Raw genomic sequence first — 26206 nt, 5'->3', positions numbered from 1 at the left:
CAAATAAGCTAAATTGCATACTCAAGCTCAATTTATACCGATTTTACTTTGCATTTTTGATTTGACTGACAATTTTTTCGCACAGTTCTTTATATCCTGGGATAACTTTCTCTTCTTTTTTATTGGTTAGGTTTGTGGTAGGGTTTTTTGTTACTGTTTTGGGTTTTCCTATGGTTTGATATTCTAATTCTCTTATTTTTAAGGCTTCTTGTTTGACTCCTAAAGCATCTTTATTTAATATCATAAAATCTCTGATTATTGTTTTGTATACTTCCATCATTCCACGTTTGAAGTGAGGGATCGCTCTTTCTAGATTGGTATATCGTCCATCTTCTTTTAAGAAAACTGCACATAGATGCGACATACCATGATGAAACTCATCTAATGCTTGTATAGGGACGCAAGAGATTTTTTCTTCTTTATATGTTATTCCTCCCCTGCTTAAGCCAAAAAAACCATAGTGTTCTGATGCGCGATTTAACATTTCTATCGCTATCTTTTTTCTATTTTCAAATCCTATATTTTTTCTAAAGGTATTGTATAGATCAATTGAATTATAAAATTCTGCAATACATGAACTTAGTGTTTGAGAAAGATCTCTGTGTTGATTATCCATACAAATTATTTTTTCTCTATAGTGCACTTTCTCTGGTAATCTATCTTGGCAACGTATAACATTTATTATTTTTGCTACGATTTTTTGAGTATTGTTTTTATTTAATAAAGCTCTATAATAAAGTAAAAAACAAAACACAAGTTCATAGTTTCTTCCATAAAATAAGGATTCTTTGTCTATTTGTAAAAATTGACAATATAAAATATAATATTCAAAATCTAGTTTTATGGCACTTTTATTACCGACCCCTTCTTTTAAGAATTGATCTTCTAATTCAGTGAAAAAAGCATTTGTTTTTTTACTAAATGCAACATTTGTAGGAAATATCGCTATTCCTTTTGCTTCCATACCCCCCCCCCCTTTTTTTTTAGTTATTCGGTATATAGATCTTTATTTGTATTATGATTTTCTATGAAAAATAACACAAATGTTTCAGTTTAAATAACTATGACTTTTTAATTTTTTATTTAAACTTTTTTGATCGCGCGAACTATATCAAATTTTAGTTTAATTTAAGTTTAATCATACATTTTTAGTCTTATTTAAGAATATAGGGCTATTTTTATCTTATTTTAAGAGAGCGAGCTTATTGTTTTTAAATAATTTATAATTAAATATTTAACATAATTTAAAGCATATTTTATTTATATAAAAATATTCTTAATATCTATAAATAAATATTTCAGCTATTTTGGAAGTATTTTTTCGAGCAAATATAAACAATAAAATTTTTTTGGAATTTTATGATTTTAAGAAGCAATGGTGCCTGAGGTCGGGGTGTGATTTATTAATCAAATATCTAAATATCCATACTTTAAAAATTAAATATCTAAAAAACATATACTTTAACATATACTTTTAAATTACTCACTTATCAAAGCAAGCGAGCTTTTTATTTTTATGATAAGTAGCTAGCGCAACCCTATCTTTTCTGTTCATTTTGTTGACTTAGCCCCTGAGAGAATTTTAGCTATTTCTTCAATGGAGAATAATACAAAACGAGTTATATTCATTGATTTTATTTTTTATCTTTTGTCAATCTATCTAAAGTTTGCAAAGATATCCCAAGAATTTTAGCACATTCTTTTCTACTAAAAGTCATTTTGTTATATTTATTAAATAAAAAATCTCTCATTTTAACATGACTATCTTTTGCTATACTGCTCATTTTTTCTCTCCTTAATTATAATAAACCATCATTTTTCTGAAAATCAAGAATGGTTTCTTTTGACATATAAAATCCTTTGCCTAATTTCATACCTTTTAGAATTCCTCTTGAAATCCATAGGCGAACTGTTGTATGCGTTACTGAGTGCATTTGTGCAACCTCCTGAACAGAATAATAAACTTGCTCTTTGAAGCTTCCATCTTTTTGTAATTTTTTAATTATTTTCATTCTATTATTATCCTTTCTAAATTTTCTTGTATAAATTCTTTTTCGAGCAAGTAATCTTTGCTAATACTTAGAGAATTTTTGGCTCTTGTGATTGCCACATATAAAAGGTTTAATTCTTCTTTTGCTATGGTGATTTGATCCCTTTCTTCAAGTTCTTGCTTGATGTTTAAAAAATCATCAATAATTTCAACATTGTTCCATTCCAAGCCTTTGCTCTTATATCCCGTGCTTAAAATTAAATCAGCTTGTTCTTGTTTTTTTACGCTACTTTTTTCAATGGCTTTAATAAGCTTTATAATATCGCCATGCACATATTTGAAAAGAACAAAGATTTTTTGCTTTAAATCAACTTCTTTGGTTTCATTAATATATTCAAGAAGCTCCTTTAAATCAGCAAACTTTACTATAAATTGGTTTTTGATATATTCGTGTTTTTTAAAAAGAAGATTTTGTATGTCTAATAACTCATCAAAACTATAACTATTTATCCCTCCTACAAAAAATAATTTTTTATCTAAATTCTCTACGGCTATATCAAATAACTTAGCATTAGTTCTACACACTATGGCTTTTGCTTCGTTTTTGACATTTTCTTTGTAAAAAGCAGTTTAAAAAATCATTAGACGCATTAAAACAATGTGATTCATTTGCGTTTTTAAATTCATCAAAATAAATAAAAATATTAATAATGAGATTTTTCTCATCATTTTTCTTTTAAAGTATTAATATGTATAATATGATAATAGGGAAAATTGGCTATAGCGATTTAGTTTTTAGCAAAAACAACATTATAAAAAAATACTAATACTAATAAAAGGTGTTTTTAATGGAAAATACAAACAATATACAAAATAAAATAACAGATGATATACTTAATATAGATTTTAGTGGTTGTGAAAATATAGTTTTATTTAGCAACTTAGTAGATAAAATCAATGAAAATGAAAAAAAATATAATATATAAAGATAGCATTGATTTTTTATACTATTTTTATAATTATAATCCTAATTATTTTGAGTACAAATATAATGATTTTATATTAGAAGAAGAAGTTTTAGAACAACTTAATAATATAGTTTATGATGTGAAAAATCCTTTATTGCAATTAAAAATTGCAACATGCTTATTAATAGAATATAAAAATATAAAAAATAAGCCTGAAATAGCTAGGCTTATTATAAAAAATACTATTTTATTTTTTAATAAACTATTTTTAAAAGATTCTTATGGGTTAGAAGAAGGAGTATTGTTTGCACTTAATGTAAATTGTATCTTTGAATTAGAAAAAGAATATAAATATATGGAAAAACTAAAAGAAGCTATAAATAATTATTTACATAGTAAAGAATCTGAAAATATAGATTTTGCTTTTATAAAGTTATTTGAAAATTTAATTAAAAGATATAAAAATTTTTATACTAAAGATGAATTAAAAGTAATAGAATTAAAACTTTATGAAATCATTGAAATAAAACTTAAACATATCAATGAGATAAACCAAGATAATTATTTATTGTTAAATTCTGATATTGTATGTGGATTATATGAAAATTTACATTTAATAGATAAAAATAATGAAAAGGACAATTGTCAAAAAATAGTTAATATGTTTTTATTAATATTTTCAAAAATGAAATCACCTGATATAAAAATGGGAATTTTGCAAAATGCTTTATTTTATGCTCATAAAATAAATAACAAGGAAGAAATATCAAAAATTAATTTGCTAATACAGGAGAATAATAAAAAAATAATTTCAAATTTTAAACCTATAGAAATAAATATTTCAAAAGAAACTCAAGAATCAATAAAACGATTTGAAAATGACGTGGATATTTTTTTAAATTCTAATTTTAATTTATTTCAATGCTTTTATGGAATTTATCCATGCTTAAAAACAAATTTTAAAAAAATAGAAGAAAAGAATTCTATTGTGGATTTATTGAGCTGTGTGATGTATTTTGATAGTGATAATTTAAGAGAAAATATTGATAATTCTGGATTATTTAGGAAGTATTATAATTATATAGCCATATTTTATCCTTGGATTGATATTTTAAAATCAAAATTATTACAAAGATTTTATCCAAATAAAGAATATTTTTATTATTTAACTTGCGATAATAATATAATTCCAAAAGGATATGAGGAAATCATAGCTAGAATGTTTTGTGCTGGGATACACAAAGACTATATGGATTTTTTTATATATGCTTCAGTAAGCATTGAGGCTATATTAAGACATATAATAGGCGAAGATATTATAAAGAATGATAAAAAGAATCACCAAATACAAGAGTATGAAACTTTAGAAAATTTATTAGACAAAATTGAATCACAAAATCTTTTAGAGGAAGATACTGTAAAAGAATTGCGATTATTGTTTTGTAAAGAAGGTTTTAATATTAGAAATAAAATAGCACATGCAAGATTTTCACAAGATATTTTTAACGGGCATTATATGTTAGCTGATTATATGTGGTGTTTTTTGATGAATTTTTTTATTGGAAACTACTATTACAATAAAAATCTAAGATGAAACTTTTGCTTTTAAAATAAAAGTAATATGAGATTTTTATACTACTTTTATTTATACAAATTGATTTCTTGTTAAGTTTATATGAAATATAACAATATTTTAAATAATTATCTTATGTATTTTTATTATAATTTTACAAAATAAATATCATGATTCTACTCAATAAATGACAGGCAGAGAAAATGTTTTCCCGGCTAGTAAAACAACTGGTGGAAAAAGAAAATGCAACGGAAAAGCTTAAGGCTGAAAATCAAATGGAATGGGTTATAAAGATGAATAATATTCGTAACAAAGCAATGGAAACTGTAAATACCGAGATGATATTTTACTAATAATAAGTCGAGTACAGTTTATCTACAAGATAGATTGTATTCGACAAAAATTAAAAAAGTTGCTTATAAACGGTTGTCTTATAGTCCGTTTTCTTATATAATATAAAATGTCTAATTATATTGTTAGGAGCCTGCTTGCTATGGATAATACAATGATTACTGAAAGAGTTGGTAATAGAATTAGAGAATTACGCAGTCAAACAGGATTAAGCCAAGAGAAATTTGCGTTGAAAATTGGTATGGACCGCACTTATTTTGCGAGTGTTGAGTTAGGAAAACGAAATATAGCTTTAAAGAATATTGAAAAAATAGCAAACGGATTAGGCGTAACAATATCCGAATTGTTTGAAGGAATTTAATTGTTATATATAGTAAATAAGATTATGAAAAGAGGACAATGATGATGGCAACAGATAATGCAAAATTATATAAAACATCATTGATAAATAACCGAAGATATTTGGGAAACAAATATAAGCTCCTCCCTTTTATCACTAAGGTTGTTAATGAGGAATGTGAAAAAATTGAATCTGTTGCTGATATTTTTGCCGGTACAGGTGCGGTTTCATCAGCTTTTACGGATAAAATTATCACCACAAACGATTTGATGTATAGCAATTTTATTTGTAATCTAGCTTGGTTTGGCGCTCAGGAATATAATCCACAATTAATAATAGATTATATTGTTCATTACAATTCTTATGTAGATTTTGAAGCTAATTATATGACAGATAATTTTGCTAATACTTATTTTAGCTATAATGATTGCTCTAAAATTGGCTTCGTAAGAGAAGATATAGAAAAAAATTTCGTTGCTGGTAAGATTAACGAACGAGAACGAGCAATCTTGATAACTTCACTATTATATGCTATGGATAAGATTGCGAAGACTTGTGGACATTATGATGCATACCGCAAAGGTGCAGGGTTTAATGCTTCGCTTGAACTTTTCGTTCCTTTAGCAGAGGTTCATAATAATTCTAATAATAAATGTTTTAATAAAGACGCCAATGAGTTGGTAAAAGATATTACAGCGGATTTAATTTACATTGATCCTCCATATAATTCTCGCCAATATTGCGATGCATATCATTTGCTTGAGAATGTTGCACGATGGGAAAAGCCTGATGTTTATGGCGTCGCAAAGAAAATGGATAGAACAAAAATGAAGAGCAGATATTGTACTCAAAGTGCAACGGAAGCTTTTGAAGACTTGATTAAAAATATAAATGCAAGATACATTTTGTTTTCATATAACAATATGGCTACTAAGGGAAATGGTCGTTCAAATGCTAAAATTTCAGATGAAGATATAATGCGTATATTACAAAGCAAAGGAACAGTGAAAGTCTTTTCAGAAAACTATAAAGCTTTTTCAGCAGGTAAATCTAATATCTCAGACAATGCAGAGCGATTGTTTTTGTGTACTTGTTTCAATGAGGAGCAGTGATATGATTCAGTCTCCACTTAATTATACGGGCGGAAAGTTTAAATTACTATCTCAGATATTGCCATACTTCTCTGAAGATATTGATATTTTTGTTGATCTATTCTGCGGGGGTTGTAATGTAGGGGTAAATATTGATGCAAACACAATTATATACAATGATTTAAACCAAAACTTGCTATACCTTTACAATGCACTAAAGAATTTGGATAAAGAATCTACATTTGAATGGATTTATCAAATTATTGATAAATACCAATTATCTCTTGTAAGTAAAAACGGATATGATTATTACAAATGTGAAAGCAGTAAGGGGTTAGGTTCGTACAATAAAGAGAAATTCTTACAATTGCGAGCTGAATTTAACCAAAGAAAAGCTAATGGAAACTTTGACTATTACTACTATATAATGTTATATGTTTTAATTGTTTACTCTTTCAATAATCAAATTCGTTTTAATTCCTGTGGGGAATTTAATTTACCTGTCGGAAAGCGAGATTTTAATCGAAAAATGGCAGATAAATTATCTGCATTTATTGACAGAATAAAAGAACAAAATTGTATGTTCACTTGTAAAGATTTCAGGGAATTTGATATTTCAGAATTAGATAGTAATGATTTTGTATATGTCGATCCACCGTATCTTATTACTTGTGCGACTTACAATGAACAAGGCGGCTGGAATGAAGAATCTGAGCGTGATTTGTTAGCGTTTTTAGACACACTTTCCGAAAAAAATATTCGTTTTGCATTTTCTAATGTTCTTAGAAGCAAGGGCAAAGAAAATCATATTTTGATTGAATGGCTCAACAAAAATAGTGATAAATATAGACCTATATCGTTGAATTACAGCTATTCTAATTCAAATTATCAAACTAAAGATAGGATTTCCACTTCCGAAGAAGTCTTAATCTTAAATTATTAAGGAGGAGCTGTTATGAATATACCTTATAAAAGCTTTTGTTGGAGTTTGGGGACAACAAGCTTTAGAACAAAGAATTTTAACAAAACAATAGAAGAACAGCTTTCTCTTTTGAATGAGTTTTGGATTTTAAGGGAAAATCAAAATATTAACTGGTCTGGAAATAATGAGTTGCAAGCTCGTTATTATGACTTTATAAAACAAAAAGGATTTGTAGAAGGCAATGCAAAAAACAAACCGAAAGATGCCCGTGAAAAAACTTCGGGTTTAGTTGATATTGGTTTAATTAATGAAAACAGAAAGCTAAGTGACGCTGGCAAGGCATTGCTACATATTAGTTCTGAAAATGATTTCTCGTCAGATAATCAATTTCAAATTGCAAAAGATAGCTTTATTTATTTAAAACAGTTGTTGAAAACTTCTTATACAGTAGAGGGACAAACTGTAAGACCATTTTTAGTATTACTTTATTTATTAAGTAAAGTTGATTATTTGACACTTGATGAGTATACATATTTACTGCCTTTGTGTGTAGGTGCGAATGAAACGGATGAAATCATCGAGGGAATCAAAAAATTAAGAACTAATGATACCACGATTGATAACATTATAATAAATCGTCTAATGAATATGAATAACTATAACACGGCATTAGACTACTTTATTGAAAACGATGTTACAGAAAGCTTAATATGTGAAATCGGGCTGAACAGAAAAAGCCGACAGTACGACAAGCCATATTTTAAATTGTATGGAGCATTATATAGAGTTTTTGTGGAAGATGATATTGATAGTTTGCCATCTGTTTATTCTGCGACTAAAGACATAAAAATCGGGAAATGGTGGCGTAGTTACTTATTTGATACTACTTCTGAAACTGCAATCAGTAAATTTCCTTCAGATCATTTAAAAGTTACATTGTTTAATGGTGTTACTGGAGAAATTGAGTTTAAAAAGGCGTTTTTTAAAACAATGCATTTATTTAAAGCTAAGGCTACTCTTTCTGATTACCTTGATTTAAATCGTCGTTACATAAAAACTACTGATATTGTACTATTCGAAGATGATACAGTTAAATTAGATGTCGTTCCGCAATATTTTTTCAAATCTGTTATGGATCAACTGTATTCAGATATTTTTGTTAAGTCTGAATTACTTTATGAAAATTGCAGTATTGAAAGTATTTCGGCTTGCCTTGTTGTTAGTGACGATACGATTATTGATGGTATTAATGAGGAGCTCGGATTAAGTGTAACTACTATTGAAGCAGCTCGTGAAGCCTTAGAGGATAATCGTTATCAGAGATTGCAACACCTTATCGATACTAAATTTACTGATGAAAATTTGCTGTCATTGCTTGATTATTTTGAAGATAGAAACGATACTGAAATTAGAAATATGGTTACTGATAACGCTGATGTGCCTACCATTTTTGAGTATGTATTGGGAATCTTGTGGTATAAAGCAAGTGAAAGACAAGGAAAAATTCTTGATTATATGAAACTTTCGCTTGACGCTGATCTCCTTCCCAAAACACACGCTGCAGGCGGTGAAGCCGATATTGTTTATGAATATTGTGCAACTGAAGCTTATCCAGAACATACATTACTTCTTGAAGCGACACTTGCAGATAGCACGAACCAGCGCAGAATGGAAATGGAGCCGGTATCAAGACACTTAGGAAGACATTTAATACGCACAGGAAATCTTAATTCATACTGCGTTTTTGCAACTAACTACCTTGATATTAATGTAATTGCTGATTTTAGAGGTAGAAAATCAATGCCGTTTTATGATACTCAGGACTATTCTAAATCTGTAAATGGTATGAAAATTATTCCGTTGCAAACATCGGAATTAAAGAAAATTGTGTCTAACGGTAGAACATATAAAGAATTGTACCCGATTTTCGAGGAGGCATTCAATTTAGCACTCCCGCCACATATGTGGTATGATGGCTGTATAAAAAATTCAATTTAATTTACAAAGTAGGTGATTTTATGTATTTAAAGAGCGTACAAATGACAAACTTTCGAAAGTTCGGGATGGAATACAATACCGTTGAATTTGTTGATGCTGAAAGTTATGAAACCCAATTAAAGGAAGATGGCAAGATTAATGTGGCACCAACAACCACTTTAGTCGTAGGCAAAAACAATAGTGGAAAAAGCACAGTCATTCAAGTCTTAATAAAACTCATAAAATCCAACAAATTTATTTCCTCCGATTTTAATTTTCAGTATTTGAAACAATTATTGGCTTCATATTCGTCGGATAAAGACAATACACCCTCTATTGATTTTAAAATCATCATAGGTATAGATAAGAACAATAAAGATTTAATCACTAATTTAATTCCTTTTTTTACTTTGGATAATGTGAAAAAAGGCGAGTTGGTCATATTTGCAAAGTATGAAGTTGTCGATAAAATTTTGTTTGAAGATCACCTTAAAACGCTTGTTTTGCCGTTCGACGAAAGGACGCAACTAAAAAGAGTGTTGCAATTGATTGATAACGAGGATTTTTCTTTGAATTACTACAATTGCAATATGCAAAAGGTAGAGGGATTTAAATTAGGAAGTTTAATCGAAATCACACCAATTGCTGCAAACAATATCCATAGTGAACAGTGTTTATCGGAAGCATTCAATAAGATAGTTAAGTATAGATACGAAAAAGTAATTGATCCTACGAATCGAGAAATTATCCAAAGTCAGATAAATGAAATAAATAAAACATTAACTAAAACTGTAGACGATCAACACACCAGCTATATAAATACATCTCTTTCTAAAATTGTTTCCAAAGAAAAACTACAAGTATTACTATCAGCTGATCTATCCTTCAAAAAGCTGATGAGCAACTTGATAAAATACGAATATGTCGAAAAAGGCATGAATATTCCAGAAAATCAATTTGGCTTAGGATACACAAATCTGATGATGATCCTTGCAAGCTTAATTGATTATATGGAGAAATATCCGGATACATCTTTCAACAGCAAGGTGAATTTGATAGCCATAGAAGAACCTGAAACATATATGCATCCCCAAATGCAAGAGGTTTTCATTAAAAACATTAATGAATCTATTGCTACATTGTTTGAGGGTAAGCACAAGAATGTCAATAGTCAGCTAATTATTACTACGCATTCTGCCCACATAGTTAATAGTAAGATACATAGTGGAAACACATTCAACAGCATAAACTATATAACTATAAAAAACGGTTATTCCAAAGTAGTGGTATTGGATGATGATAAAATTGTTGAAGACAATGCTACGAAAGAGGAAAGCTTAAAATTCTTAAAAACCCATATCAAATTTAAAGTTTCAGAATTATTTTTCTCGGATGCAATAATTATGGTGGAGGGTGTTTCTGAGTATTCCTTATTGCCATATTATGTTGAACAAAACAAAGATTTGGATAAATTTTATATATCTGTTTTTAATATAAATGGTGCTCACGCCTTAGTATATACTAAACTTTTAAAATTGTTAGATATACCCGTGTTAATTATAACCGACTTAGATATAAAGAGAACAAAGGGAGAAAAAGATAAATACAAGCAAATATCAACTCTTGCAAATCGCAAAACTACAAATCAAACTATTAAGGCGTTTTATCATATAGATGAACTTCAATCTATTCCAGAGTTTTTAAAAGACGATAATATTTATGTAGCATACCAAACCAAGGTAGGTCGATATTTTCCAACAAGTTTTGAAGAATCGTATATTCTAACCAATTATGATAATAGTCTATTGAATGCAATTTTGAAGAATTTGAAACCACAATTATTTAAAGAGCGAATAAAAACAGATGTCAAAAATAATCAGAAGAATTCCTATTGGTGGCAAGTAAAATTGAGTGAGGATAAAAGTCAATTTTCAAATAACATACTATACAGCCTAATAGTTAGTGATGAAAAAAGTCTTCCTGCTTTGCCAAAGTATATTTTGAAAGGATTGGAGCATATTAAAAAGTCTTTAAGCGAGGATGAGTAAAATGTTATCAATTATTTCGGAAAGAAACAAAACCATCGAAAATAATATCAACAAAAAGATCTTTGCTTGCATAGATGATGATACGAGTTTTATTTTCAATGCAGGAGCAGGGGCCGGTAAGACATACTCCTTAGTGGAAAGCTTGAAATACCTAATCTCGAAAAAAGGTGAATCCCTAAAATATCACAATCATAATGTAATTTGTATTACATTTACTAATGTTGCGGCGGAAGAAATAAAACAACGATTAGGTAATTCCAGCTTAGCAACAGTTTCTACGATCCACGATAGAATGTGGGATGTAATTCAACACTATCAGCCTCAGTTAGTTGAAATACATTTTAACAAATTAAAAAGAGAAATCGCTATAATAGAAGAAAAAATATCAAACGATAGAAACTTTGTAAATTATCAAACATTATCAGAGGATAAAAAGAACGCTTTATTTGAGATTATGCTTTATAATAAGAATCTGTTTTATGGAGTATATAATAAACCCGCTGCGGAAATAAAGGCAAGTTTTTCAGATAAATTGTGTGATTATCCTTCTATACTACGCAATATTAAGAACTTCAAGAAAATTATTACATCATTATTTAAGCTTGATAATTACAGGAAATGCATAATAGCAATTGAGCAAAAACAGCGAAGATATGAAACCGTTGCTTATGATGCACGATACAATAATGATGCATTACATAAAATGCGAATTAGCCACGACACTTTGCTTGAATATGCACGAGAAATAGTTTTAAAATACGACACTTTAAAACAAATAATTATTGATAAATATCCTTATATTTTTGTTGATGAATATCAAGACACAAATCCGTATGTAATTGATATTTTATCTTCACTGATTGAATATTCGAAAGAGATTAATCATCCTTTTTGCGTTGGGTATTTTGGGGATAGTGCGCAAAATATTTACGATGATGGTATAGGTGACGAAATCAAAGCTCGACTCAATGGAATTGTGGTAATAAATAAAATCTTCAATCGCCGTTCTGCCAAGGAAATTATAACTATTGCCAATAGAATTAGGAATGATGAAATCAAACAACGTTCTATTTTTAGTGATAGCGCAGGAGGTAGTATAAAGTTTTATCAAGGAACATTGGAAGAAGTAGATGCGTTTTTGGAAAAATATAAGGAGCAATGGAGTATAAATAATAACAACAAACTGCACTGCTTTCTATTAACTAATAGTTCCGTTGCAGAATACAGTGGTTTTGGTGTTCTTTATAATGCATTTAAAGAAGCTGATATTTATAAAGGTGGTAATTATGATGTATTAAACACTGAGTTGCTCAGCGACGATATAAAAAAATTAGGAAATGCTCAATTGATATACTATAAGATCATGGACATACACTCTAAGCTTCGTGATCCGCAAACACAAATTGCGGAGTTTTTGCCGATCGAACTGAAACAAAAAATGAATTTAGGCGATCTTCGAGCATTTATATCAAACCTTAACCAAGCAGCCGGAAGCACATTTGTTGAGTATTTAAATAGTCTTATTAACATAGCAAATCAAGATTTTTCAGGGCATTGTACTACATTTTTGAAATCTATTTTGGATGTGGAAAATTTATCATTAACTGATGTAAAACAAAAAATTGCAGGAATTCTGTTTCCAAATGGAACAGAAAACCAAGAAGCTACGGAGAAATTAGAAGTAATACTTAATCTTGAAATATCAATTTGCGAATCGTGGCATCGATTTATCAAAAGAGAAACTAATGGGGATGTGGTTTATCATACATATCACGGAACAAAAGGTTTGGAATTTGATAATGTAATTATCATTATGGGAAATGCTTTTGGTAGAGATGGGAACTATTTCGATTATTATTTTTCTCATTATCAATGTCAGAATTTTCTAAACAACGAAAAAAAGGAGAAAATTACAAGAGTCAAAAATCTTTTGTATATGTCTGTTACACGAGCGATTAAAAATCTTCGTATTTTATATGTTGATAAAACTACGGATTTTAATCAGGGGATAAAAAATATCTTCGGGGAAATTCATAGTATCTCAGTATAGATTGCCGTCATTTCAATGGGAACATTTTGGCAACAAAAAATCGGATAGCGTATGCTTTACCGATAATACAAATAATGTAGATACTGCTTGCTAAATTACCCATACAAATCTGTTTAAGATTGATTTATGGGGAGCGAGTGGGATTTGGACTAATAAAGAAGAGGAATTTCAATTTGATAGTGAAGCCGAAGAGGAATGGTTTAAAATTCTTAGTAAAACAAAAGGCAAATGTTGTAAATTTATAGAAGTTGATGACGAAACAGTTTATTTATTTGGAAAAAATTTCATAGATAAATCAAATATTAAATTTGATTATTATCATACAAGAAAACACACAAGTTATCCTGATTTTATCTTTAAAGATAAGCAAAATAGAATTCATATTTTTGAAGTAAAAAGTGTAAATAAAAGTAGTTCTTCAAATATAGATGAGACTTTATATAAAGAAAAAATTGAAAAACTAAAAGAAGCTTATATTTATGCAAGTGAAAAAACAGGGTATATTTTTTACCTTCCTGTGAAGATCAATGATAAATGGAAAATATGGAAATGTGAAAATGGAGTGGTTGAGGAAAATATAAATGAAGAAATGCTTGTTGAATCTATGAGAGGTGAAAAGCAGGGTAGGTTGTTTTGATTTGATTGTTAACTATGCAATAGATGTTGCTAATATTGTTTAACAAAATATATTAAACAAGCTCTAAAAAAGGCTTGTTTTTAAAATAAAAACTTGAAAGGAAATCTACGATTGTATATTATTTTTTAATATATTCTTGCCAGCTTGCATTCGCTAAAATTTCTTTGTATTTTCTTTATTAGTTTTAGAGTATATTGTAGTAGTTTTGAATAATTTTTGTACAAGCTCAAGATTTGTGCCTTTATGCGAGGAGTATTTTAAAAAGAACATGTAATAACCCCAAATAATAGGCTTTTAAGTATATAAAAATAACTTTTTATCTTCCCTAATTTAAAGTGTAAAAAATCCCAAGTATCCCAAAATGTCCGCTTTATCTCAAAAAACTGATTAAATGCTGTTTAAAAGGCAGATAAATACGAGTTTTGATTTTAAATTTTATATCCCAAAAATGTTTTTAACCCTATAAGATAGTTACATTTTTACTTAAAGTATTCTTATGTTTTCTTAGTTATGTAGCTATCCTTATAAAACAGTATATAATCACATTTTAACTACTAAAAATAATATGTAACTATCTATAGCTTTAAGGTTTGAAGGATAGTTACATAAAAAACTTAGTTTTTTATTATATTTAACTTTTATAATATTTTTATAGTTTTTATGGAAAAATATTATAATTAAATTCAAAAAATAGGAGTAAGACTATGGAAACTATAGGCGATATTGTGAGTAAATATTCCTTGAAGCTAGAAGGTATTTTGAGAAAATATTTAAAGTGTCATTATACTGATTTTGGTATCAAAAATGAACTACTTTTAGGACAAAACTGGACAAATCCGATAAATTTTGTATTAGGAGTTAAATATGCTCATGCCACAGTTCAAAGAAAAAATGATATAAAATATTTTTTAGAAAATGAACTTAAAGGAGTGAATATAAAAGATCTGGTTGAGCATAGTGAGTATTATTGCTTAGGGAATGTGAATGGAGCGCTTGAATATATTTCACAAATAGTTGAAAAAATACAATATTTACTGTCTGATGAAATTCAATAAATCATGAAAATTAAAGACTTGTGATTTATCTTGTTACTTAATAAATAATAGTAGCTGTATTGTATTCTATAATACTATGATATAATAAAAGTAAAACTATAATAAGGAGTTAAGTATGCATGAAATAGTAACAAATGATTGATTTTTATTCGTAACTGGTATATGTAGTATACTAGGATTAATGGCAAGTATCTTAATTGTTAAAAAAGTTATTGGTATAAATTCTAAGATCGATATCAATAAGCAAACTATCAATGGAAGTAATAATTACACAGCTGGTAGAGATGTTAAAGTTAATAAATTTTACAACTTTAATTATCCAATAAAACATGAAATGTCTATAGGAAATATTTTAAAAAACATATCCGAATTTACTATTAACCTTCAATTTGAAAAACCAGACACTGGGGAATATACAATTGAAGAAAAAATTAACTATAATAATTTAGTACAATTTAAAGAATTCTTTCATGATTATATGGAAAATTATAATATTGTAAAAGAAAAAATTATGATTATTTCAGCAGAAGATGTTAATTTCGAACAGCGTTTGCTTAAATATGTAAAAAATAAATATATAAGGCTTTATGATAAAAATGATCCAAATTTAACTTTAAATAATATATTAGAAGAAATAGAAAACGATCTAAAGCAAAATACTGATTTAAGCATAGATGATATTAGCTGTACTCATTATATTGTATTTTATGTATTTGCTTTGTGCAAAATATTTGAAAAACCTATAAAAGGGCTATAATTTATGATTATTACAGAAAGAAATCCGAAGCAAAGCCTTTACTTTCTGGGTGCTGCTTTGCTTGAAATTTTAAAAAATAAAAACATAGAATATTCGCTTTTTGAATTATATGAACAATTTCAAAAAAAGCATAATGTTGAAATAAAAAAATTTATTTTGATTTTAGATTGGTTGTATTTAGCTAACTATATAGAGATTACTCAAGAGGGATTTATAATAAAATGTTCTTAGAATCTTTAATTATTAAAGATGTTTTTGGAAAAAATATACGAAGTGTAAAATTTAATCCCAATGGCTTAAATCTTATTGTTGGAATTCCTGACAAATACGGCTCAACGAATAATATTGGAAAAACAACACTAATAAGATGTATTGATTTTTGTTTAGGTGGAAAAATTGAACAATTATACAAAGATAAAGAATTTAAAACAATCAATGATGATATTTTTTCTTTCTTGACAAAAAAACAACCTTATTTTGAAATTATTCTTAGTAATTCTATACAAAAAAATATAAAATATAAAATTTTAAGAAAAATTATCTATAAACATGAAAGAAAAGATTTTTCAATCGAAGACTACATATGGTCAAATGATACACTTATGGAAGGAGATTTTAAACAAAAATTAAAAGAAATATTATTTAATAATCAAGATGAAAAACCAACATTAAGGCAACTTATTCCAAAATTTATTAGAAAAGATGATCAACAAATAAATAATGTGTTAAGATTCGTGCATCAAACAACTCCAAATGCCATGTATGAAAAAATACATTTATTTTTATTTGATTTTAAAGCAAAAAACTTATTGTTATTAAAGGGTGAATTAGAGCATAAATTAAATCATAAAATAGGCATAAAAAAGGCTTTAACTTCAAGATTTAGTATCATAGATTTAAAGCAAATTTTAGAAATTAATAAAAAAGAATTAGAAAAACTTTACCAACAAAGAGATAATTTTAAAATTGATGACAAGTATGAATTAGAAGAAAAAGAATTGGAAGAGATACATTTAAAACTCATGGAAGTAAAAAATAATATTTTTAATAATAATCTAAAAAAATCCATACTAACAAAGCAGCTTAATGAGCTTTGCGATAATATTTTCGATAGTGATATGCAATCATTAAAGTTATTATATGAAGAAGCTAATTTTTATCTAGATAATTTACATAAAAGTTTTAATGAAACAGTCGCTTTTCATAACAAAATGATTGCTAATGAAATAAATTATCTAAATAACCGATTAGATAAAATTGAAACAGACACAACACAACTGCTATGTGAAAAAAATATTTTATATAAACAATATTCAGATTTATTAGAAAAACTTTCGAAAATTGGATCATTGGCGGAATATACCAAATTAAACGAACAAATAGAAAAATTAATAGAAGAAAAAGGGAAAAATGAAAGTTTACTTAATGAATTAGAAAAGGTAGAAAAAGAAATAAACGATATCAACACTAAGTTATCAGAAATCAAAGAAGAGATAAATAAAAATTTGCATGATTTTGATGATAAATTAGCCATTTTTAATGAATCATTTAGTCGCTATTCTAAAATTTTATACGATAGTGATTTTTTCTTATCATATGATATAGAAAAAGATCCTATTTATTTTTATACTAAAAATGTTATGGGTAATGAAGGGAGTGGTAAAAAACAAGCTACTATATCAGCTTTTGATTTGGCATATATTGACTTTATAAACAAAGCAAATCTTAATTATCCGCATTTTGTGGCTTATGATAAGATTGAAGTAATAGATATTGAAAGAATTGATAAATTATTTGAAATATCAAATAATATAAATGGACAATTTATTGTGCCTATTATTTATGATAAAATTGAAAAATTTTATGAAAAATATAAGGATAATATAATTTTAGAACTATCCGATAGCGATAAATTTTTTGGATTTTAAATAAAATTTTTATTTTAAAAAATCAAATTATTTTGATTTTTATTATACAAAATCGTTTTGTTTAAAACTTTCATAATTTTAATTTACAACACGAAATTTATATCCATATTCTAATCTTTCAAAATAAAATCTTTTCATTGCTTTTTGCAATTTTTTGTTAATTTCTTTTAAATTAAAATAAAAGGATTGATCATGCAAATGCAAGAAGTGATTGAAAAGTTAAAAGATATATTAGCCAGTGAAGGCAAAAGAGAATTAAAGACTAAAGATATAGCTAAAGAATTAGGTATCCATCCTGATACTTTTAATTCTATGAAATTTAGAAACTCCATTCCATATCCACAAATCCTAAACTTTTTAAATCAAAGAAATATATAAGTATTAATTATTTCTTCTATGGAAGTTCCCCAAAAGATCAATTAGAATGTGAGGGTAAATATAAAATTTTAAAGCTTTATAAAACAAATGCGAGTTTAGGCGGAGGTGGAATAAATGACTTAATAGATTGCTCTGAACTTATTGTGGATGAAAAACTATTAAACTTTTTTGGTAGTAAAGAGTGTGAGTTTATCACTTGCTATGGAGAAAGCATGGAGTCATTTATAAAAGATGGAAGTATTTGTGTGATCAATGCTAGAGATGGACTCTTTATAAAACAAGTTTTAAAACTAGATGATGGAGTGATTTTACACTCTTTAAATCCTTTATATGAAGATATCTTTTATAAAAATGGAGATTTTTTGCTAATTGGTGTGGCAATTACAGACCTTCTAAGATGTAGCAGCACACATTCAGCCAAACGAAGCTAATATTTCCTTTGAAAACACTACTCTTTTTATCATAGCAAGAAAAATCGCAAACGAGAATAATTTAAAAATCAAAATATAGTAAGCATTTTACAAAATAATCAAAGTAATTTAGAATTTTTGTATAGTATATGTTTTGATTATGGTTTTATTTGCTGCGTCAAAGAAAGTAGATGGTAAGATTGGCGATAATGCTGCTAATATCACAAGCAAGAATGAAAATTTACCCTTATTTGAAAATAGCTTTAAAAGAATGTATTTCATTAGAAATTTCAGAAAGTGCTAGAAATGAATACTCAGCTGTAATAGCAGAATGGCAAGATATAAATGAAGCAAAGATAAAAAGCATAAAAGTAGGAAGTGGAGAAAATGTGTATAAAATCCAAAAAATGATAATGAAGCTTTTAAAAAAGCGCAAGCAAAACTCAATGAGCTTCAAAAAGGTGGATTAAATGGAAGATGTGAGCTTATTGGACGTGAAATAAGAGCAGGTGGAAAACTAAAGATTAAAGATATTAATATGGATCATTATGAATTTAGTATTAAAAGCGTGAGTCATAATTTTAATGACTCAGCTTATGTAATTAGCGTGGAGTTTGAGAGTTAAGTTTTTTAATTCTTATATCTTTTATAATGCCACTTTTAGCCATTTCATCTAAATTGGTTATATATTTTATAGCCTCACATGTTATTTCAACTTTAACAAAAGGATTTTCATCTATTGTTTTCACTTTGTTTTTGCAAATGGCTGTATATTCTATTGTGTGTAAAAGATGATTTCTATATTTTATCTGTTGTTGAAATTTATTGTCCTTATCTTTACTATTTTTAAAAGTCTTAAAAGCAACTTCATACCGAGTACTATTTTGAAACAAAGGACTAATATGCATTAAGGTATCGTTAAGACATTCTATACCGCTTTTGTTGTAGTCAAAAATATACTCTTGACAAATTTCTATTGACAAATAATTATTATTCATAATAATCCCTCATTTATTAAATTATAATTAATTTTAATTAAATCAATTATAATTTAATAAATATTAAAACAAACTTGGTTCCAAATTTTCTCTTAATTCTTTAGTGATTAAATACACGGCATTTAAACTTAAATTGTATTTTTTTAGCACATTCCACACTTGCATTTTTAGTGGTTAAACCTTGTTTTATAAGCGTTTTAAAATCTTCTTTTAATTCTTCATCTCTAAGTGGGGTTTTATAGCTTGGTATATAAATATTTACACCGCCAAATTCTTTTAAAATTTTTCTCTTATCACTGTTTTTTGCAAAATTAATAAAATATTTAAAGTATTCGTTATTGCTAAGCAATGCTAGTCCTATTTGAGTATTTTTCAGATTATGGTAAAAAAGTTAAATTTTGTTTTATGGATGTTTGTTTTCTAAGTTTTTAAGACCTAAGATGATTTCATTAGCATCTTCTACACTTATTAATAAACAAGATTTAAGACTTATGTTTAACATCCAAGGATTTTTAAAAATAGGTATTATCCCAGTGATAGGGGATAGTATGACACCCACTATAAAAGAAGATGAGATGATAATTTTTCAAGATGATGATTCTATGATTGAGGGTGGGATTTATGTGATAGAATATCAAAGTGAAGTCTTTGTAAAGAAACCAAGAAAGCGGCCTTTATCATTAATTAGTGATAATAAAGACTATCCGCCTATCATCATGAAAGAAGATGAAGAAATTAAAATTATAGGTAGATTGTAGGTATTTATAATTTAAGTTGCAAGAGATTGTAAAATGAAAATATTAAAATATATTTTAGGATTAGGATTTTTGTTGTTAGCAGGTTGCGAAAGCGGTGGGTATAACACAAACACTAATGTGCTAGATGTTCAAAATGATATTCATAAAGCTTTTTATAATAAAACCTATTCAGATAAAGCAAGGTTTTATGAAAAAATGCAAAAAACTATTAATGAAAATATAAGCATGGGAAACGCTATTATACAAGCTTCGAATATAGAACCAAAATTTGAAATTGATCCTATACGATTTAAAGAATGCGTGTTTTATGAAATATGGACTATAAAAAATCCTCAAAATACTTCTTATACACTTAGCGCAGAAAGATGCCAAGTCGCCTTTACCCTCAGCAATTAAAGAGTTAATAAATATGCGGATCCGAGCTTTGTGATGGGTAATTTTGGCAAAGATAATCAAGAAAATATATTGGGTATCAAGGCAGTCAAAGAAGAATTAACCAAACCCTCTTACGCAACAGATAAGTTTGTTAGTGATAAATATAAAATTTAGAGAATGGAAGCTATATCTATGATTTTGCAAAACTTCAAAGCAAAAAGCGAAATTTTGGGAGAATACTCTCAAAATGCCCACATTATTTTTGATAACAAAGGTAATGTGATCAAAATTGAATTAAACCAAAATAAAGAAATTAGCTTATATTAATTAAAATTACAATTTAAGTTTAAGATTGAAAGAAAGATAATTTGTTGCAAAAATGCGACATTTTATTTTTCCGTCGACATAATTTTATATAAATAAAAAGTTTTACCAATTTTTACAACAAAATCCTTTATACTATAAGTAAAAAATAAGTCTAGCTTTTTGGCTAGGCTTAGCGATGTCTAAATTATAGCCAACCTGCATCTCCTGTAATTTGATACATTGTAAAATTATTTCTTGATCTTTCTTGATCTTCTTCCATTCTTCTTTCAATATCTTCACTTATTTTCCCATGCTTTTTCTCATCATAGGGAACTATTTTTATATTTTTAGCAAGGAATAATACAAAAGCAATTACAAGGCTAGATACAGATAAAAGCCCTAAAATACCTATAAAGCTAGTGATAATTTTTAAATATACCAAAAGCAAAACAATAACTGCAACTCCGCAAGAAAGCCAAAGAGCAAGTATGAGTTTTTCGGTTATAGTCATTTTTGATTTTTTAAGTTTTACTTCTGCTTTATCCATTGTTATTCCTTTCATATTAACTTATTTATATAACATAATTATATTATATTTTAATAAATTTTTGTAAGTATTTTTGTTATTAAATACCTATTTTATAGGGTTTGAAGCGAATTTCTTTTATTTAAGAATTAAAATTTTCATCAATGGACTTGTGAAAATTTTGTAAAAAATCTTTTATAATAAAATCACTCTTTGTATTAATTTTATTATATTGAATTTGTTCTAATTTAATATTTTTTAATTTATTAATAATATCTTTTGGTTCGATATTGGTTTTTTATCTAAAATATCAAAACTTTTTTCAATATCTATTTTACTGTTTTTTAAAATCGTGTAAATATCAAACAAATCTCTTGGCTCGTCTCTTGAAATTGAAGTTTCTAGTTTATTTACAAAGATATTTTGTATACCGTCTATTATCAAACCATTTTCAAGTTTTACATAATCGTTTTTTTCGTGAAATACATAATCATTGACTAAATCTATTTTAAGGTTATTTTCTTTGATGTAAAGTTGAGTAAAATATTGATTGGAAACTTTTATTTCAAAATCTATATTATTATCTTTTGGCATGTTTGCAAAATCATTAAATTCTTTTGGAGTATGGTTTTTAATTCCATTGTTAATCAAGAAAAAATCCAAATCATCAGAAAATCTAAATTGATTATAGTGAAATCTTTGCAAAGCTGTTCCACCTGTAAGATAAAAATCTAATTTTTCTTTTGCAACTAGATCAAGAACTTTGTCTTGTGTTTTATACAATTGGATATACTTCTCTTCTTTTTCCTGCATCTTTTATCCCATAATGTGCGATAAGCTCGTCAAGCCTTTCTTCATAATAAAATCTTTTGTGATAGCCTAATCTTTGGTTTTGAGAAATGATGAATTCTTTTATCCATTCTTCATTATCGATAATCTTTAAATCTTCAAACATTGTAAGAGAATTTTGAAAAATAGCACTAAAAATTGTTCTTGCAAAGTCTTTATCGTTAATATGTTCTACTATAAAACTAGGTGTCATAGTAGTATTTCCCCAATAGCAATTTTGTAAAATGTGTTCTGCTATTTGCATTTTATCTTTTTTCATTAGAATTTTCCTTTTTTTGCAATTTTACTAAAATTATTTTTTGAAAAATAAGTGGATAATTTATTTTTGCAATGCTTTCTTAAAATATTTGCAGTTATCAAAAACCCTACGATCTACAGGATTAGTTAAAGCCACTACGGTTTCTTCTGAAGAAACAAAACCTTCTTGATGAATTCAAGTATTGCTTTTTGGAGAAAGACTTACTACGCTTTGTACAGCTTTATCTATATTATTTACAGTTAACATCATAAGTAGCTCCTTTCTCAATTAATATAACATAATTATATCATATTTTAATAAATTTCACGAGTAATATTAGTATTAAATACTATTTTATGGGGCTTTAAATGAATTTCTTTTTTTATCTGACTACACTTAACTTTAAATTGATTACAAGTTAATATGCAATAAATACTTTAATGCAGGAGATTTTAATAGTCCGCAAAATACTATGGGTTCTGTAGGTATGCAAAGCTATTATAGTCCTTCTGCAGCTTCTACAATCCATAAAGGTAATTATGGCACAGTAGATTCATCGGCTGTAGGATTTGGAAATAATTATGAAGCTGATAAGAAAACTATGGGAAATGGACACTTAGATTTCACAGGACAAAATACAGCTTGGGGACAAGGCAATTCACAAGGAACAGTGCAACAAGAAGTTCAAGGACAGGTTGCTAATGCGACAAATCAATTTAGCAAAGATGCCCCTAAAAGAACAGTGGATGATGGTGTTAAGGTTGCAGAAATGGCTGCTGATGGAGCAAAGGGTTCATTTAACAATACTGTAAATGCTTTAGGAACTGTAACTCAAACAGCCATAAACAATCCTTCGCAACTTTTTGATTCTAATTTTTGGACAGGTGCGAGAGATGCAAATGGAAATTTAATACAACCTTCAAATAGTGGAGGCAATAACTCTGCACCAAATTATGCTCCTCCTGCTCCTAAAATACCTTCAAATTAATAATATAAGCAAGCTAAATTTGGCTTGCTTATAAATATTGTTAAAATATGTTTTTGCTTTTTATTTGTGGAAATATTAAGTATGTAATAAAAATTTGAAAAATGTTTGCAAGAATGATAATTAGAATAAGCTAGAAATTTTTCTAGCTTATTGAGGAGATATCATTTAAGCATACTCATATTTGAGAGATCTAACGATTTTCCATTTAGTTGTTCGCTTGAATTAAACTCATCTAAGGCTTTTCTCGACTTAACTGTATCATCAACACAAGCATCTATTAAACCAAAGAAAAAAGAAAATGTTTTTTTGATGATCTTTAAAACCACTTTCACTAATTCATAAGGTAATTTTAAAATACCTATGAAAAGATTTTTAACTCCACTTTTAGAACTATCTTTTTTAATACTTTTTATGGTTTTTATCCACGCTAAAACATAATATAAAATGAAAGCAATCGCTATTAAGCCTATAAGTGTTTTTGTGAATATTTCATTCTTGCTTATAAATAAAATGCCTATATTTGCTAAAATCAATACAAGAAACACAATAAAAGTGATCTTTAATTTCATATTTGCTGCTTTATCCATTGTTATTCCTTTCATATTAACTTATTTATATAACATAATTATACCATATTTTAATAAATTTTGCAAGTATTTTTGCTATCAAATACCTATTTTATGGGGTTTAGAACGGATTTCTTTTTTTATCTGACTACAACTTAACTTCAAGTTGATTACAAGTTAATATGTAATTTTAATCTTTATTATAGTCCTTCAAGCGTAGGGATTAACAATGCCCATAATTCGATTAAGTGTTTTTTGGTAAATTGTCTTAAGCTTAGGCTGATCGTGGTTTATTTATAATTATTTCGGTTTTTTTAAGTGAGATAATCAACGAGCTTGATTATCTCGTTAATTGATTCTAAGACAAGAACTAAAAACTCAATGATCTTACTCATTATTCCTCCTTCTTATAATCGAAAGAGTAGTCATACCTAATACACTTTAATTATAGTATTTTTGAATGAATGTTTTAGCCTCTTGTTAAATGTTTGTATGATAAAATCATGATTGCTATTGATGATTGCTATTGATGGTTTTAGCCTCTTGTTAAATGTTTGTATGATAAAATGAAAATAAGAATGGTTTAGCTAAAAGCGGAGTTTTAGCCTCTTGTTAAATGTTTGTATGATAAAATAGACTTATTTTAAAAGCCTATTTTATCAATATTTTTATTTTCAAATGGTGTTTTTAACCCATTCAGATTCAACTATCGAAAGAACTCTTGCAGTTTTGTAGATATTATCATGCGGATTTAGTATAGTTCTTACAGCGTAATACTGCTCATTTTTTACTTCCTCTTTTTCAACTACAACTATTGTGTCAACTGATTCTTCTTGAAGTTTCAAAGGAATATATAAAACTACCTTTTGCTTATAAGCTGCAGGAATAATCATCTTTTGATGATTATAATTATCCTTGATGATTTTCAACTCACCATTGATAATGTGTCCTATGAACCTATCATTTAGTTTTTTTATTATTTCGGGCAATCGTTCTTTTCTCTCGAAGAGATGTAAATGGTTAATTCTAAAATCTAACTTGCTATCAAAGATGAGTTCATTTTTAAACGAATCAAAATCGTTCAAAGATTTGGGTATTTCCAAATCATCTAAAACTCTATCCCCATTAGAGCAAAATTTTCTAAAAATATATCCTCCATTTTCCTGCTTTTCAAAGTATGCAAATATTGGAAAAACACCTGTGCTATACAAACCTGTATTGAAACACGCCTTTGTTTTGTCTTTGTTATAAGTGATAATATCAGGATAGTTTTTATTTTCATGAATAAATTCAAAATATTTAAATAGATAGGAGAATAAAATATTATTTCCGCTCCCCCAAAATTCTTTTTGAGCTATATTAGAAAGCTCTTGAAGTGTATTTAGAAAATTTGGAAAATAGGCAAATTGGAATAATAAAGGCTTCTCTTCAACTTTGTTTTGAATTTGCTCACGATTTAAAGTTTTGTTTCTTGTGGTAACTTTTTTTACATAAACTAAAGAAGGTTCGTTCTCATCTTTTTCAAGATTAAATCCTGATTCTGTCAACGCCTTACTACAATTAATTTTCAAATCATATTTTCTTTTCAAATATTGACTAATATGTCCTGTAGTAACATGTTCAAATTTAGTTTTGCTATCTTCATAGGCTTCTAAAATTAATTTTTCTATGTTTTTTTCCACGCTAAAAACCTAATTGTCCTTTCTTATAATCTTCTAAACCTTTTAATAATCCAAAAAGCATATTAGAGTCAACCGCTCCTTCAATAGGGGTGCCTATTACTTTTCCTGTTGGAGTTAAAATATAAGTTGTTGGAGTCACTCCATTAAATAATAAGTCTTTAGGAATTAGTCCATCTGCATTCAAATCAGAGATAGCAACGGTAAAATTTTCATCAAGATATTCCATCAAATCTCTATTGTTTAGCACATCGTTCATGAGTTTGTGGCAATAATCGCAAGTGTTTGAAAGAACAAAGAAAACCATTAACTTTGCTTCTTTTAATGCTTGTTTTTGAGCAGCATATACATTATCATAGATTTTAGCCTCTAGCGTCATGGGGCTAAAGGCTAAAAAGATAGCTAAAAATAAAATTTTTATTTTTTTTAATATCATAAGATATCCTTT

Annotated in this window: 27 protein-coding genes, 3 pseudogenes and 1 CRISPR repeat array; of the genes and pseudogenes, 18 read left to right on the top strand and 12 right to left on the bottom strand. The window is 27.4% G+C overall.

Going from position 1 to position 26206, the window contains the following annotated elements:
• Positions 1-43: 43 nt before the first annotated feature.
• From AAID94_04750 to AAID94_04735, 4 genes are all read right to left on the bottom strand, one after another.
• Positions 44-964, bottom strand: a complete 921-nt coding sequence (locus AAID94_04750; protein XAK23169.1) for a hypothetical protein — start codon at positions 962-964, stop codon at positions 44-46.
• Between the two features lie 670 nt (positions 965-1634).
• On the bottom strand, positions 1635-1784 hold the full coding sequence (locus tag AAID94_04745) for a hypothetical protein (protein ID XAK23168.1): 150 nt from the start codon (positions 1782-1784) through the stop codon (positions 1635-1637).
• A 15-nt stretch (positions 1785-1799) separates the two neighbouring features.
• On the bottom strand, positions 1800-2012 hold the full coding sequence (locus tag AAID94_04740; GenBank protein XAK23167.1) for a helix-turn-helix domain-containing protein: 213 nt from the start codon (positions 2010-2012) through the stop codon (positions 1800-1802).
• The gene (locus AAID94_04735) at positions 2009-2575 is read right to left on the bottom strand and encodes a 3'-5' exonuclease (protein ID XAK23166.1); all 567 of its coding nucleotides are present in this window, start codon (positions 2573-2575) and stop codon (positions 2009-2011) included. Before AAID94_04735 ends, AAID94_04740 begins: the two co-directional genes overlap by 4 nt.
• Before the next feature lie 263 nt (positions 2576-2838).
• Here AAID94_04735 and AAID94_04730 point away from each other — a divergent pair, with 263 nt between their 5' ends.
• The 14 genes and pseudogenes from AAID94_04730 to AAID94_04665 all read left to right on the top strand — a co-directional run bounded on the left by AAID94_04730 (position 2839) and on the right by AAID94_04665 (position 19100).
• Complete coding sequence (locus AAID94_04730) at positions 2839-2976, top strand: hypothetical protein (protein ID XAK23165.1); 138 nt, start codon at positions 2839-2841, stop codon at positions 2974-2976.
• Positions 2954-4552, top strand: a complete 1599-nt coding sequence (locus tag AAID94_04725; protein ID XAK23164.1) for a DUF4209 domain-containing protein — start codon at positions 2954-2956, stop codon at positions 4550-4552. The genes AAID94_04730 and AAID94_04725 overlap by 23 nt, the downstream gene beginning before the upstream one ends.
• 472 nt (positions 4553-5024) lie before the next feature.
• The gene (locus tag AAID94_04720) at positions 5025-5243 is read left to right on the top strand and encodes a helix-turn-helix transcriptional regulator (GenBank protein XAK23163.1); all 219 of its coding nucleotides are present in this window, start codon (positions 5025-5027) and stop codon (positions 5241-5243) included.
• Between the two features lie 38 nt (positions 5244-5281).
• Positions 5282-6334 carry a DNA adenine methylase gene (locus AAID94_04715; protein ID XAK23162.1) on the top strand — a complete coding sequence of 351 codons (1053 nt, stop codon included), beginning with the start codon at positions 5282-5284 and terminating at the stop codon, positions 6332-6334.
• Between the two features lies 1 nt (position 6335).
• A complete protein-coding gene (locus AAID94_04710; GenBank protein XAK23161.1) occupies positions 6336-7256 on the top strand; it encodes a DNA adenine methylase in 921 nt (306 codons plus the stop codon).
• 12 nt (positions 7257-7268) lie between these two features.
• Complete coding sequence (locus AAID94_04705; protein XAK23160.1) at positions 7269-9233, top strand: AlwI family type II restriction endonuclease; 1965 nt, start codon at positions 7269-7271, stop codon at positions 9231-9233.
• A 20-nt stretch (positions 9234-9253) separates the two neighbouring features.
• Positions 9254-11260, top strand: a complete 2007-nt coding sequence (locus AAID94_04700) for an AAA family ATPase (GenBank protein XAK23159.1) — start codon at positions 9254-9256, stop codon at positions 11258-11260.
• A gap of 1 nt (position 11261) precedes the next feature.
• Positions 11262-13310 (top strand): ATP-dependent helicase, encoded by a 2049-nt coding sequence (locus AAID94_04695; GenBank protein ID XAK23158.1) that lies wholly within the window; start codon positions 11262-11264, stop codon positions 13308-13310.
• Positions 13311-14651: 1341 nt separating this feature from the next.
• Complete coding sequence (locus tag AAID94_04690; protein XAK23157.1) at positions 14652-15002, top strand: hypothetical protein; 351 nt, start codon at positions 14652-14654, stop codon at positions 15000-15002.
• A 181-nt stretch (positions 15003-15183) separates the two neighbouring features.
• Entirely contained in the window at positions 15184-15759 is a 576-nt protein-coding gene (locus AAID94_04685) for an ABC-three component system protein (protein ID XAK23156.1), read from the top strand.
• Positions 15760-15762: 3 nt separating this feature from the next.
• Complete coding sequence (locus AAID94_04680; protein ID XAK23155.1) at positions 15763-15990, top strand: ABC-three component system middle component 6; 228 nt, start codon at positions 15763-15765, stop codon at positions 15988-15990.
• Positions 15981-17687 (top strand): DUF2326 domain-containing protein, encoded by a 1707-nt coding sequence (locus AAID94_04675; GenBank protein ID XAK23154.1) that lies wholly within the window; start codon positions 15981-15983, stop codon positions 17685-17687. The genes AAID94_04680 and AAID94_04675 overlap by 10 nt, the downstream gene beginning before the upstream one ends.
• Before the next feature lie 192 nt (positions 17688-17879).
• Positions 17880-18496: pseudogene (locus AAID94_04670) on the top strand (S24 family peptidase).
• 4 nt (positions 18497-18500) lie between these two features.
• Positions 18501-19100, top strand: a pseudogene (locus AAID94_04665) (phage tail protein).
• On the opposite strand, the gene AAID94_04660 reads toward AAID94_04665, so the two are convergent.
• Positions 19078-19473, bottom strand: a complete 396-nt coding sequence (locus AAID94_04660) for a hypothetical protein (GenBank protein ID XAK23153.1) — start codon at positions 19471-19473, stop codon at positions 19078-19080. The pseudogene AAID94_04665 and the gene AAID94_04660 overlap by 23 nt on opposite strands.
• A gap of 63 nt (positions 19474-19536) precedes the next feature.
• Positions 19537-19822: pseudogene (locus AAID94_04655) on the bottom strand (Mor transcription activator family protein).
• Between the two features lie 91 nt (positions 19823-19913).
• Here AAID94_04655 and AAID94_04650 point away from each other — a divergent pair.
• The 3 genes from AAID94_04650 (at position 19914) to AAID94_04640 (ending at position 20933) form a co-directional block, all read left to right on the top strand.
• Positions 19914-20231, top strand: a complete 318-nt coding sequence (locus AAID94_04650; protein ID XAK23152.1) for a S24 family peptidase — start codon at positions 19914-19916, stop codon at positions 20229-20231.
• Positions 20232-20264: 33 nt separating this feature from the next.
• The gene (locus AAID94_04645; protein XAK23151.1) at positions 20265-20627 is read left to right on the top strand and encodes a hypothetical protein; all 363 of its coding nucleotides are present in this window, start codon (positions 20265-20267) and stop codon (positions 20625-20627) included.
• A 156-nt stretch (positions 20628-20783) separates the two neighbouring features.
• A complete protein-coding gene (locus tag AAID94_04640; protein XAK23150.1) occupies positions 20784-20933 on the top strand; it encodes a hypothetical protein in 150 nt (49 codons plus the stop codon).
• Positions 20934-21117: 184 nt separating this feature from the next.
• Here the strand turns inward: AAID94_04640 and AAID94_04635 are convergent, their stop codons facing one another.
• The 3 genes from AAID94_04635 to AAID94_04625 all read right to left on the bottom strand — a co-directional run bounded on the left by AAID94_04635 (position 21118) and on the right by AAID94_04625 (position 22546).
• The gene (locus AAID94_04635) at positions 21118-21459 is read right to left on the bottom strand and encodes a hypothetical protein (protein XAK23149.1); all 342 of its coding nucleotides are present in this window, start codon (positions 21457-21459) and stop codon (positions 21118-21120) included.
• Between the two features lie 237 nt (positions 21460-21696).
• The gene (locus AAID94_04630) at positions 21697-22251 is read right to left on the bottom strand and encodes a nucleotidyl transferase AbiEii/AbiGii toxin family protein (protein ID XAK23148.1); all 555 of its coding nucleotides are present in this window, start codon (positions 22249-22251) and stop codon (positions 21697-21699) included.
• Entirely contained in the window at positions 22214-22546 is a 333-nt protein-coding gene (locus AAID94_04625) for a hypothetical protein (GenBank protein ID XAK23147.1), read from the bottom strand. Before AAID94_04625 ends, AAID94_04630 begins: the two co-directional genes overlap by 38 nt.
• Before the next feature lie 451 nt (positions 22547-22997).
• Between AAID94_04625 and AAID94_04620 the strand changes: the two genes are divergently transcribed.
• Positions 22998-23513: a hypothetical protein gene (locus AAID94_04620; GenBank protein XAK23146.1), complete on the top strand. Its 516-nt coding sequence runs from the start codon at positions 22998-23000 to the stop codon at positions 23511-23513.
• Between the two features lie 161 nt (positions 23514-23674).
• Here AAID94_04620 and AAID94_04615 read toward each other — a convergent pair whose 3' ends face one another.
• The 3 genes from AAID94_04615 to AAID94_04605 all read right to left on the bottom strand — a co-directional run bounded on the left by AAID94_04615 (position 23675) and on the right by AAID94_04605 (position 26194).
• Positions 23675-24100, bottom strand: coding sequence for a hypothetical protein (locus tag AAID94_04615; protein ID XAK23145.1), 426 nt, complete (start codon positions 24098-24100; stop codon positions 23675-23677).
• A gap of 445 nt (positions 24101-24545) precedes the next feature.
• Positions 24546-24713: a CRISPR direct-repeat array (repeat unit 36 nt; unit sequence GTTTTAGCCTCTTGTTAAATGTTTGTATGATAAAAT).
• Positions 24714-24753: 40 nt separating this feature from the next.
• Complete coding sequence (locus AAID94_04610; protein ID XAK23144.1) at positions 24754-25761, bottom strand: DUF3825 domain-containing protein; 1008 nt, start codon at positions 25759-25761, stop codon at positions 24754-24756.
• A gap of 1 nt (position 25762) precedes the next feature.
• Entirely contained in the window at positions 25763-26194 is a 432-nt protein-coding gene (locus tag AAID94_04605) for a thioredoxin fold domain-containing protein (protein XAK23143.1), read from the bottom strand.
• Between the last annotated feature and the right edge of the window lie 12 nt (positions 26195-26206).

Origin of the sequence: Campylobacter coli (assembly GCA_039516895.1) — a bacterium.
GTDB classification, from domain to species: domain Bacteria; phylum Campylobacterota; class Campylobacteria; order Campylobacterales; family Campylobacteraceae; genus Campylobacter_D; species Campylobacter_D coli_B.
The sequence above is the reverse complement of the archived record's forward strand: the minus strand, read 5'-3'. Positions and strand labels throughout refer to the sequence as shown.